Source organism: Pseudomonas sp. 2VD, from assembly GCF_005503585.1.
GTDB classification, from domain to species: domain Bacteria; phylum Pseudomonadota; class Gammaproteobacteria; order Pseudomonadales; family Pseudomonadaceae; genus Pseudomonas; species Pseudomonas aeruginosa.
The window spans coordinates 1-10,624 of record NZ_SCND01000210.1 but is presented as its reverse complement, the minus strand read 5'-3'; the positions used below and the strand labels follow the sequence as shown (position 1 = coordinate 10,624).

The 10,624-nt window shown below is 70.2% G+C and carries 10 protein-coding genes; 8 read left to right on the top strand and 2 right to left on the bottom strand.

Annotation, left to right across the window (positions count from 1 at the left end):
* From FFS27_RS20835 to FFS27_RS20825, 3 genes are all read left to right on the top strand, one after another.
* A partial coding sequence (locus FFS27_RS20835; RefSeq protein ID WP_137952181.1) for an ATP-binding cassette domain-containing protein occupies positions 1 to 721 on the top strand: 721 nt, incomplete at its 5' end.
* The gene (locus FFS27_RS20830; RefSeq protein ID WP_034013756.1) at positions 721 to 2,136 is read left to right on the top strand and encodes a TolC family protein; all 1,416 of its coding nucleotides are present in this window, start codon (positions 721 to 723) and stop codon (positions 2,134 to 2,136) included. The genes FFS27_RS20835 and FFS27_RS20830, both read left to right, overlap by 1 nt.
* A gap of 95 nt (positions 2,137 to 2,231) precedes the next feature.
* Positions 2,232 to 3,122: a LysR family transcriptional regulator gene (locus FFS27_RS20825; protein WP_003093500.1), complete on the top strand. Its 891-nt coding sequence runs from the start codon at positions 2,232 to 2,234 to the stop codon at positions 3,120 to 3,122.
* Here FFS27_RS20825 and FFS27_RS20820 read toward each other — a convergent pair.
* Together FFS27_RS20820 and FFS27_RS20815 are read right to left on the bottom strand one after the other, a co-directional pair.
* Positions 3,109 to 3,720 carry a LysE family translocator gene (locus FFS27_RS20820; protein ID WP_003093501.1) on the bottom strand — a complete coding sequence of 204 codons (612 nt, stop codon included), beginning with the start codon at positions 3,718 to 3,720 and terminating at the stop codon, positions 3,109 to 3,111. The two genes, FFS27_RS20825 and FFS27_RS20820, sit on opposite strands and share 14 nt — an antisense overlap.
* 204 nt (positions 3,721 to 3,924) lie before the next feature.
* On the bottom strand, positions 3,925 to 5,802 hold the full coding sequence (locus tag FFS27_RS20815) for a sigma-54-dependent Fis family transcriptional regulator (RefSeq protein WP_023100804.1): 1,878 nt from the start codon (positions 5,800 to 5,802) through the stop codon (positions 3,925 to 3,927).
* A gap of 331 nt (positions 5,803 to 6,133) precedes the next feature.
* Between FFS27_RS20815 and FFS27_RS20810 the strand changes: the two genes are divergently transcribed.
* From FFS27_RS20810 to FFS27_RS20790, 5 genes are all read left to right on the top strand, one after another.
* A complete protein-coding gene (locus FFS27_RS20810; RefSeq protein ID WP_022580492.1) occupies positions 6,134 to 6,934 on the top strand; it encodes an SDR family NAD(P)-dependent oxidoreductase in 801 nt (266 codons plus the stop codon).
* Positions 6,931 to 7,971 carry an ATP-NAD kinase family protein gene (locus FFS27_RS20805; protein WP_023100803.1) on the top strand — a complete coding sequence of 347 codons (1,041 nt, stop codon included), beginning with the start codon at positions 6,931 to 6,933 and terminating at the stop codon, positions 7,969 to 7,971. Before FFS27_RS20810 ends, FFS27_RS20805 begins: the two co-directional genes overlap by 4 nt.
* A 22-nt stretch (positions 7,972 to 7,993) precedes the next feature.
* Positions 7,994 to 8,968 (top strand): thiamine pyrophosphate-dependent dehydrogenase E1 component subunit alpha, encoded by a 975-nt coding sequence (locus FFS27_RS20800; RefSeq protein WP_003093507.1) that lies wholly within the window; start codon positions 7,994 to 7,996, stop codon positions 8,966 to 8,968.
* 32 nt (positions 8,969 to 9,000) lie between these two features.
* Positions 9,001 to 10,020: an alpha-ketoacid dehydrogenase subunit beta gene (locus tag FFS27_RS20795; RefSeq protein ID WP_003104786.1), complete on the top strand. Its 1,020-nt coding sequence runs from the start codon at positions 9,001 to 9,003 to the stop codon at positions 10,018 to 10,020.
* Positions 10,017 to 10,624, top strand: a 608-nt coding sequence (locus FFS27_RS20790) for an alpha/beta fold hydrolase (RefSeq protein ID WP_137952180.1), incomplete at its 3' end; no start/stop codon positions are given. The genes FFS27_RS20795 and FFS27_RS20790, both read left to right, overlap by 4 nt.

Genomic DNA, 10,624 nt, shown 5'->3' with positions numbered 1-10,624 from the left:
CCGCGAGCGCGAGGTGAGCTTCAGGGTCCAGGGCCGGCGCTACCGCGACGCGGAACAGGGGGCCTGGGTCCTCGACGGCCTCGCCCTGCGCATGGCCGGCGGTGAGTCGGTCGCCATCGTCGGCCCCGCGGGCTGCGGCAAGTGCACCCTGCTCAACGTCCTGCTGGGCATCCTCCCGCCAGTGGAGGGACAGATCCGCATGGCCGGCCTGGACCTTGCGCAACTGGGCCTGGACGGCCTGCGCGAACTGGTCGGCACGGTGCTGCAGGACGACGTGCTGTTCGCCGGTTCGCTCAGCGACAACATCAGTTTCTTCGACCCGCAGCCGGACATGCCCTGGCTGCTGCAGTGCGCGCAGATGGCTGCCATCCACGATGACATCCAGGCCATGCCGATGGGCTACAACACCCTGGTCGGCGACATGGGCACGGTGCTCTCCGGCGGCCAGAAGCAGCGGGTGATGCTGGCCCGGGCGCTGTACAAGAAGCCGCGCATCCTGTTCCTCGACGAAGCCACCAGCCACCTCGACGTACACTGCGAACAGCGGGTCAACGCCGCCATTCGCGCGCTGCGCATCACCCGCGTCATGGTCGCCCATCGGCCCGAGACCATCGCCTCGGCGGACCGCGTGATAGTCCTCGGCCAGGGCAAGGTAAGCCTCGACGAAAGCACCGCGCGCCTGGCCGAACGCCAGGCCGCCGCGGCGCGGGAGCAGGCCTGATGCGTGCCCTCGCCGGCCTGTTGTGCGGCCTGCTCGGCCTGGTTCCCGGCGCCGCCGCCTACGAGCCGGACGTGTTCGGCACCGCCGGCCAGGTCGCCGGCCAGGCGGTCTACGACCTCGGCGGCAGCGGTTTGCCCTGCCGCGGCGGGCCGCCACCGACCGAGCTGAGCCTGGAGGAAGCCATCGAGCGGATCCTCTGCCACGACCCGCAGACCCGCCTCGCCTGGGCCAATGCCAAGGCCCAGGCGGCCCAGGTCGGGATCGGCAAGTCCGCCTACCTGCCGCGCCTGGACGGCCGTCTCGACGCCAGTCGCGGCTACAGCGACATGGATTATCGCGATGCCCCCTACCTCTCCGGCGACGGCCATCGCCACCGGCGCGGCGCCAGCCTCCAATTGAGCTGGGTGCTGTTCGACTTCGGCCGCCGCAGCGCCGCCCTGCGCAACGACCAGCAGTTGCTGCTGGCGGCCAACGCCAGCCAGGACGCGACCCTGCAGAACACCTTCGCCCTCGCCGCCCAGGCCTACTACGACGCCCTCGCCGCCCAGCGCAGCCTGGCCGCCTCGCGGCAGGTCGCGGAGCTGGCGGCGCAGAACCTGGAAGCCGCCGACGCCAAGTACCGGGCCGGCGCCGCCGCCCTTTCCGATCGCCTGCAGGCGCAGACCGCGCTGTCCCAGGCGAGCCTCGCCCTGGTCCGCGACGAAGGCGCCCTGAGCAACGCCCTCGGCGTCATCGCCCTGCGCATGGGCCTGGCGCCGGATACCCCGCTGCGCCTCTCCGGCGAGCTGGAGGCGCAACCCGACACCGGCTTCGTCAAGGCCATCGACGAGATGCTCGCCGAAGCCCGCCGCGAGCATCCGGCGCTGCTCGCCGCCCAGGCGCGGCTGAAGGCCGCCGCCGCCTCGGTGGAGGAAAGCCGCGCCGCCGGCCGGCCGAGCCTGGCGCTGAGCGCCAACCTGGCACGCAGCCATAGCGACCAGGCGATGGCCTTCAACGGCGATACCCGCGAACGCGACCGCAGCATCGGCCTGCAACTGAACATCCCGTTGTTCGAAGGCTTCGAACGCACCTACCAGGTCCGCAACGCCCTGGCCCGCCGCGAGGCCAGCGAAGCGGAGCTGGCCGACACCGAGCAGCAGGTTTCGCTGGAGGTGTGGAACAACTACCAGTCGCTCAGCGTCGAGACCCGCAGCCTGGCGCGCACCCGCGAACTGGTCGAACAGTCGCGGCAAAGCCTGGAGGTGGTGCAGGGCCGCTACCGCTCAGGGGTCGGCAGCATGATCGAGCTGCTCAACGCCCTGACCGCCTACGCCAGCGCCGAGGACCAGCACATCCGCGCCCTCGGCAACTGGCAGACCTCGCGCCTGCGACTGGCGGCCAGCCTCGGTCGCCTGGGCTTCTGGAGCCTGCGCTGAAAAGCCCGGGAAGCGCCGCCGCCCTCTACCTCTCGCGCTTGTCCGGCTGGCCGCCATCGCGCAGGATGCACCCAGCCCCCGCGACGAGAGACCGCATGATCGACGACATCCGCTACCTGATCGTATTCGCCAAGATCGCCGAGACCGGCTCCGTCTCCGGCGGCGCCGAGGCGCTGGGCCTGAGCGCCGCGACCGCCAGCCTGCACCTGTCCAGGCTGGAACGGAACCTGGGCCGTGCGCTGCTCTACCGCAACAGCCGCAAGCTGTCGCTGACCCAGGACGGCACGCAGTTGCTGGACACCGCCCGCTCCATGCTGGAACTCTACGAGAAGGGCTTCATCGAGTTCCGCCAGCGCGCCGTCTCGACCCGCAACAGCCTGCGCATCTCGATGCCCGCGGTGTTCGTCAACGGCGACTTCACCCGTCACCTGGCAGCCTTCATCGAGGAGCATCCCGACCTCGACCTCGGCATCGCCTGCGACGACAGCCGCCACGACATCATCGGCGACGGCATCGACATCGCCTTCCGCATCGGCGACCTGCCGGACAGCTCGCTGAAGGCCCGTCACCTGTTCCTGCTGCCGCGCCAGGTAGTGGCGGCGCCGGCATTCCTGGCCCGGCACGCGCCGCTGGAACACCCGCGCGACCTGCAGCGGCTGGAATGGATCGGGCTCGGCATGCGCCCCGACAGCCGGCTATTCCGTCATGCGCGGGACGACGAGGAGGTACGCGTCGACTACACCCCGCGGGTGCGCGTCGACAGCGTCGAAGCCTCCTGCCGCCTGGCCCGCCTCGGCGTCGGCCTGGCCGCGCCGCCGACCTACCTGAGCGACGAGCCGATCCGCCGCGGCGAGTTGCGCGCGGTGCTGCCGGAATGGCGCCTGGAGCCGTTGAAGGTGTATGCGGTGTGGCCGCCCAACGTACCCGCCAGCAGCATCGCCTATACCCTCATCAATCGCCTCTACGAGGCCTTCAATCCAGGCTAGCGGCGAGCTGCAGGTAGAGCATGTAGCCGGCGGTCAGCACCAGGGTGCCGCCCATCGCCCGATTGAACAGGCGCACCCGCCGGGGGCTGTCGAGCAGCAGCGCCACGCGGTCACCGAGCAGCGCCCAGGCGGCCAGCGAGAGGTAGCAGACCACCAGGTAGATGGCCATGAAGACCAGTAGCGGCGCGTGCGTGCTCGGGCTGGCGAACAAGGCCACGCCGGAAGCGCAGGCGATCCAGGCCTTGGGATTGAGCCATTGCAGGAGCACGCCCTGGAAGAACCCGGGGACCCCGTTTTCCTCCAGGGCCAGGCGTGGATCCGCGGTGGCGATGCGGTAGCCCACATGAGCGATGAACGCCGCGCCGGCCATCCCCAGGTAGTCGAAGAAGCGCGGGTAGGCCTCGATCGCGCGGACGAACCAGAAGCCGACGAAGGCCAGCAGCAGGACGAAGCCGAGGGTGGCGCCGGTGACGAACGGCAGGGTCCGGCGGAAACCATGGTTGGCGCCGGAAGCGACGATGGTCAGGTTCACCGGACCGGGGGAAATCGACAGGCTCAGGGAGAACGCGCCCATGGCGAGCAGCAGGGCTAGCGGCATGGGTCGAACTCCCCGGTCGGGTTGCGGGCTGGCTGGTGCGGGGCGGGCATGGGTTTCCTCCGTAGGCTCCTGGCGGGGCGCGACCGAACGGGTTGCGCCGCTGCCCGGAACGCTACAGGGAAAGCCCACCGGCATTAACGGGGCAAGGCTCAAGGCTGGTTTTGATTTTCCGCGCTTGACGACTGCGCCGGCCGCCGGCGCACCTCAGTCGTCCGCCTGGCCCGGCATGCGGATGCCATGCCGGCGCACCCGCCGATACAGGGTCGCTCGCGAGATACCCAGTTCCCGCGCCGCGGCCATGGGTTTCCAGCGATGCCGCACGAGGGCGTCGAGCAGGGCGTCGCGCTCCGGACCGCCGCCGCTCTCGCACGCACTGGCCGGTGTCCGGCCTTCGCCACGCAGCTCTGCCGGAAGGTCGGCGAGTTGCAGGGTGGCGCCGCCGCACAGCGCGCAGGCGTAGCGCAACACATGCCGCAACTGGCGGACATTGCCCGGCCAGCGATAGCCGAGCAGGCATTCCAGGGCTGCCTCGCCGAGTTCGATGCGTACGCCGCAGTGCGCGGTTTCCTCGTCGAGGATGCGCCGGATCAGCGCCAGCCGGTCGCTGCGTTCGCGTAGCGGCGGCAGTTCGAAGCGGGCGCCGCCGAGGCGGAAGTAGAGATCCTCGCGGAAGCCGCCGGCCGCCACCAGCGCCGCCAGGTCGCGGTGGGTGGCGCAGATCACCTGGATATCCACAGCCTGCCGGCGCGCAGCCCCCAGCGGCGCCACCTCGCCCTCGGCCAGCACGCGCAGCAGGCGGGTCTGCAGGCCCAGCGGCATGTCACCGATCTCGTCGAGGAACAGGGTACCGCCATCGGCCTGCTGCAGCAGGCCGCGCATCCCTTTCGCCGCCGCGCCGGTAAAGGCTCCGCCAACGTAGCCGAACAGCTCGCTCTCGATCAGGCTTTCGGGAATCGCCGCGCAGTTGAGCGCGACGAAGGGTTTGTCGCGACGGGCGCTGGCCTGGTGCAACTGGCGGGCGAAAACCTCCTTGCCGGCGCCGGTCTCGCCCTGGATCAGCACCGGCAGGTTGCGGTCCTTGACCCGCACCGCCAGGCGCAGGCTTTCGGCGATGCGCGGGTCGAGCGCAGCGTCGTCGGGCACCTCGCGCTCCAGCCGCCGCGCCTTGGCCCGCGGCGCGCTGAGACGCACGTGCAGCTCGCCGGCCTGGCCGCGCAGCAGGCACGGGGCCTGGTCGGCGGCGGCGTGCAGGACGTCGAGGTCGAACACCTCGCCGATGTGGCTCGGCACCTGCCCCAGGCGCTGCCGCAGGTAGTGCCGCGCCGCCGGGTTCAACGCCAGCAGGCGCCCATCGGCGTCCCAGGCGAACAGGTAGTCCGGCTGGCTGTCGACGTAGCCCGGCGCACGGTGCGCGCGCAGCACCCAATGGCCCTGGGCGCTGTGCATGAAGAAGGCGTTCTCGATCTCCCGCGCGCTCTGCGCCACCATCTGCCGGATCAGATGCTGGCTACGGCGGTCGTCCGGCGATTGCACGGCGGAAACGTCGAGCACACCGAGCAACTCGCCCTGCGGATCGAAGACCGGCGCCGCGGAACAGGTCAGGTCGATGAAGGCGGCGCGGAAGTGATCGCGCTTGTGCACCGTCACCGCAGTCCTGTCGGTGAGTACGGCGGCCACCCCGCAGGTGCCCTCCTCGCCTTCCGACCAGCAGGTGCCGAGGTACAGCCCGGCCTTGCGGCAGTCGTTGCGGATGGTCGACTCGACACGGTAGTCGATGGTCCGCCCCTGGGCATCGGTGAGCAGTACGCAGTAGTCGGCATCGCGCACCCGTCCATGCAGTCGCGCCACCTCTTCGCTGGCGATGCGCAGGAACAGTTCGGAACGCTCGCGACATTCGTCGAGGAGGGTCTGCGAGAGAATCCGCGGCCCTTGCAGGGACCCCGGGTCGAGACGGTGCAGCTCCATGGAGCGGCGCCAGGAGTCGAGGATCGGCGTCGGCACCGGCGCCTGCGGCAGGCGCGCGGCGTTCCTCAGGACACGGCTGACACAGTCCACATGGTCCTTCGAGTGTGCGGAAAGCATGGGGCCTCCGTTGCTCGGCATCTTGTTGTTGTGCCGCCCATTAAGCGCCCATCGGCGACCCTCGACAAGCGCCGGGCCGCCACAGCCGACGACTGAGACGGAGCGTCTCAGCGTCTCGCCGGGAACCCGTGCGCGATGACATGGGTTGTCTCGCCGGACGTCGCCCCGGCGGTCGCCGGCCTTCCCATGCCGGCGCTCTACGACGGGCCTTCCGGCCGCCACGCCGCAACCTGGCATCGGCCTTGCTCCAGCCACGGCGACGGCAGGGCGGACTGTCCGCTCCTCCCAACGCCCTGCCGCATACACCTACAAGAACAATCAGAGGTGAAGCATGCACGCTACGTCGTCCGACGATTTCTCCCTGTCTTCCCGGGTCGCGCTGGTGACCGGCGCCGGACTCGGCATCGGCCGGGGCATCGCCCTCGCCCTGGCGCGCGCCGGCGCCGACGTGGCGGTGGCCGACCTCAATCCGCAGGTCGCCGAGGAAACCGCCGCCGCGATCCGCAGCCTCGGTCGCCGCAGCCTGGCCCTTGGGGTCGACGTCAGCGACGGCGACAGCGTCCGGGCGATGGTCGAGCGGGTCGCCACGGAGTTCGGCCGGCTCGACGTGGCGGTGAACAATGCCGGGGTGATCAGCATCCGCAAGGTCGCCGAACTCAGCCTCGCCGACTGGGACCGGGTGATGAACGTCAACGCCCGCGGCGTGTTCCTCTGCTGCCAGGCCGAACTGCCGCTGATGCAGGCGCAGCGCTGGGGGCGGATCGTCAACCTGTCATCGATCGCCGGCAAGGTCGGTCTCCCAGACCTCGCCCACTACTGTGCCTCGAAGTTTGCCGTGATCGGTTTCAGCAATGCCCTGGCCAAGGAGGTCGCGCGCGACGGGGTGACGGTCAACGCGCTCTGCCCGGGAATCGTCGGCACCGGAATGTGGCGCGGCGAGGACGGCTTGTCGGGCCGCTGGCGGCAGGCCGGCGAAAGCGAGGCGCAGTCCTGGGAACGCCACCAGGCCAGCCTGCTGCCCCAGGGTGAAGCGCAGACCGTCGAAGACATGGGCCAGCTCGTCGTCTACCTGGCCTGCGCGCCGCACGTCACCGGCCAGGCCATCGCCGTCGACGGCGGATTCTCGCTATGACCCCGCCCTCGCCGATCGTCGGCATCATCGCCAACCCGGCCTCCGGTCGCGACCTGCGTCGCCTCACCGCCCATGCCGGGCTGCACTCCAGCACCGACAAGGCATCGGTGGTGCAACGCCTGCTCGCCGCCTTCGGCGCCACCGGCATCCGCCATGCGTTGCTGCCGCCGGACATGACCGGCATCGCCGCCGCCGTGCTCCGGGCCAGCCAGACCCGCCAGGCCCGCGACGGCCACTGGCCGTTCCTGGAGTTCCTCGACATGCCGCTGCGCCAGAGCGTCGAGGATACCCGCCTGGCGGCGCGGCGCATGGTCGAGCGCGGCGTGGCGCTGATCGCCGTGCTCGGCGGCGACGGCACGCACAAGGCAGTGGCCGCCGAGGTCGGCGACGTCCCCCTGCTGGCGCTGTCCACCGGGACCAACAACGCCTTCCCGGAGCTGCGCGAAGCCACCGGCGCGGGGCTCGCCGGCGGCCTCTGCGCCAGCAACCGGGTGCCGCCGGAGATCGGCCTGCGACGCAACAAGCGCCTGCTGGTGCGCGAGCCGCGCTGCGGGCTCTGCGAGTGGGCGCTGGTGGACGTCGCGGTGTCGCCGCAGCCGTTCATCGGCGCCCGCGCCATCAGTCGCGCCGAAGACCTCGCCGAAGTCTTCGTCAGCTTCGCCGAACCCCACGCCATCGGCCTTTCGGCGCTTTGCGGACTGTGGTCGCCGGTGAGCCGCGAGGAGCCCCACGGCGCCTGGATGCGCCTGCATCCGGACGCCCGCGAGAGCCTGCTGGTGCCGCTGGCGCCGGGCCTGCTGGTGGGCTGCGGGGTCTCTGCCGCCGGCTACCTGCAACCCGGCGTGGCCCACGCGCCGAGCCTGTCCAGCGGGACCCTGGCGCTGGACGGAGAGCGCGAGATCGAGTTCAGCGCCACCGACCGCCCGAGCATCACCCTCGACCCTTCCGGCCCGTTCAGCGTCGATGTGCCGGCCACCCTCGCCTACGCCGCCCGCCATCGCCTGCTGGCCGGCCAGCGAACCCCGATGACCCCGTGAAGACAACCTGGAGAACAACAAGATGTCCACTCTGAGCACCGACCAACTGCTCCATGCCTACCGCGTGATGCGCACCATCCGCGCCTTCGAGGAACGCCTGCACGTCGAGTTCGCCACGGGCGAGATACCCGGCTTCGTCCACCTCTACGCCGGCGAGGAAGCCTCCGCCGCCGGCGTGATGGCGCATCTGCGCGACGACGACTGCATCGCCTCCACCCATCGCGGCCACGGCCACTGCATCGCCAAGGGCGTAGACGTGCACGGCATGATGGCGGAGATCTATGGCAAGAAGACCGGGGTCTGCCAGGGCAAGGGCGGCTCCATGCATATCGCCGACCTGGAGAAAGGCATGCTCGGCGCCAACGGAATCGTCGGCGCCGGCGCGCCGCTGGCCGCCGGCGCCGCGCTGGCGGCCAAGCTGAAAGGCAGCGATGCGGTGGCAGTGGCCTTCTTCGGCGATGGCGGCTCCAACGAAGGCGCGGTGTTCGAGGCGATGAACCTGGCCGCGGTGTGGAACCTGCCGTGCCTGTTCGTCGCCGAGAACAACGGCTATGCCGAGGCCACCGCGGCCAACTGGTCGGTGGCCTGCGACCACATCGCCGACCGCGCCGCCGGTTTCGGCATGCCCGGGGTGACCGTCGACGGCTTCGACTTCTTCGCCGTCCACGAGGCTGCCGGCGCCGCCATCGAGCGCGCCCGCGCCGGCGAGGGGCCGTCGCTGATCGAAGTCAAGCTGACCCGCTACTACGGACACTTCGAGGGCGACGCACAGACCTACCGCGATCCCGACGAAGTAAAGCACTACCGGGAAACCCGCGACTGCCTCAAGCAGTTCCGCGAACGCACCTGCCACGCCGGCCTGCTCTCCGCCAGCGACCTGGACGCCATCGACGCCGAGGTCGAGGCGCGCATCGAGGATGCCGTGCAGCGCGCGAAGAACGATCCCAAGCCGGAGCCGGACGACCTGCTGCGCGACGTCTACGTGTCCTATCCCTGAGCCGCCCGAAAACAAGAACGAGGAGAACCATCATGGCGAGAAAGATCAGCTACCAGCAGGCCATCAACGAGGCGCTGGCCCAGGAAATGCGCCGCGACCCGAGCGTCTTCATCATGGGCGAAGACAATGCCGGCGGCGCCGGCGCGCCCGGCGAGGACGACGCCTGGGGCGGCGTGCTGGGGGTCACCAAGGGCCTCTACCACCAGTTCCCCGGCCGCGTGCTGGATACCCCGTTGTCAGAGATCGGCTATGTCGGCGCCGCGGTCGGCGCCGCCACCCGCGGCATGCGCCCGGTGTGCGAACTGATGTTCGTCGACTTCGCCGGTTGCTGCCTGGACCAGATCCTCAACCAGGCCGCCAAGTTCCGCTACATGTTCGGCGGCAAGGCGGTCACCCCGCTGGTGATCCGTACCATGGTCGGCGCCGGCCTGCGCGCCGCCGCCCAACATTCGCAGATGCTCACTTCGCTATGGACCCACATCCCCGGCCTCAAGGTGGTCTGCCCGTCGTCGCCCTACGACGCCAAGGGCCTGCTGGTCCAGGCGATCCGCGACAACGACCCGGTGATCTTCTGCGAGCACAAGCTGCTCTATTCGATGCAGGGCGAGGTACCCGAGGAGCTGTACAGCGTACCCTTCGGCGAGGCGAACTTCCTCCGCGACGGCGACGACGTCACCCTGGTGACCTACGGCCGCATGGTCCACCTGGCGCTGGACGCCGCCGCCAGCCTGGCGCGCCAGGGCATCTCCTGCGAAGTACTGGACCTGCGCAGCACCAGCCCGCTGGACGAGGACAGCATTCTCGAAAGCGTGGAAAAGACCGGCCGCCTGGTGGTGGTCGACGAAGCCAACCCACGCTGCTCGATGGCCACCGACATCGCCGCGCTGGTCGCCGAACGGGCCTTCTCCGCGCTGCGCGCGCCGATCCGCCGGGTCACCGCGCCCCATACGCCGGTGCCTTTCTCCGACGCCCTGGAAGACCTCTACATCCCCGACGCGGCGAAGATCGAGGCAGCCGTGCGCCAGGCCCTGGAAGGGAGGGACGCGGCATGAGCCGGATCCATACACTGACCATGCCCAAGTGGGGCCTGTCGATGACCGAGGGTCGGGTGGACGCCTGGCTCAAGGAAGAGGGCGCGCATATCGAGAAAGGCGACGAGGTGCTCGACGTGGAGACCGACAAGATCTCCAGCAGCGTCGAGGCGCCCTTCTCGGGCGTGCTGCGGCGCAAGGTGGCGCGCGAGGACGAGACCCTGGCGGTCGGCGCGCTGCTCGGCGTGGTGGTCGAGGGCGAGGCGAGCGACGAGGAGATCGACGCACTGGTGCAACGCTTCCAGGCCGAATTCGTACCCGCCGACGAGGACGCTGGGGATAGCGGACCGGCACCGCGGAAAGTCGAGCTGGACGGGCGCCTCCTGCGCTATTTCGACCGCGGCGAGGGCGATCCGGCGCTACTGCTGATCCACGGTTTCGGTGGCGACCTGAACAACTGGTTGTTCAACCACGAGGCGCTGGCCGCCGAGCGGCGGGTGATCGCTCTAGACCTGCCGGGCCACGGCGAGTCCGGCAAGGCCCTGGTGCGCGGCGACCTCGATGAACTCAGCGGCAGCGTGCTGGCCCTGCTCGACCACCTCGACCTGGAACAGGTACACCTGGC

Coding starts and splice junctions, on each gene's coding strand:
- FFS27_RS20830 (WP_034013756.1), top strand. CDS start 721: ATGCGTGCCCTCGCCGGCCTGTTGTGCGGCCTGCTCGGCCTGGTTCCC.
- FFS27_RS20825 (WP_003093500.1), top strand. CDS start 2,232: ATGATCGACGACATCCGCTACCTGATCGTATTCGCCAAGATCGCCGAG.
- FFS27_RS20820 (WP_003093501.1), bottom strand. CDS start 3,720: ATGCCGCTAGCCCTGCTGCTCGCCATGGGCGCGTTCTCCCTGAGCCTG.
- FFS27_RS20815 (WP_023100804.1), bottom strand. CDS start 5,802: ATGCTTTCCGCACACTCGAAGGACCATGTGGACTGTGTCAGCCGTGTC.
- FFS27_RS20810 (WP_022580492.1), top strand. CDS start 6,134: ATGCACGCTACGTCGTCCGACGATTTCTCCCTGTCTTCCCGGGTCGCG.
- FFS27_RS20805 (WP_023100803.1), top strand. CDS start 6,931: ATGACCCCGCCCTCGCCGATCGTCGGCATCATCGCCAACCCGGCCTCC.
- FFS27_RS20800 (WP_003093507.1), top strand. CDS start 7,994: ATGTCCACTCTGAGCACCGACCAACTGCTCCATGCCTACCGCGTGATG.
- FFS27_RS20795 (WP_003104786.1), top strand. CDS start 9,001: ATGGCGAGAAAGATCAGCTACCAGCAGGCCATCAACGAGGCGCTGGCC.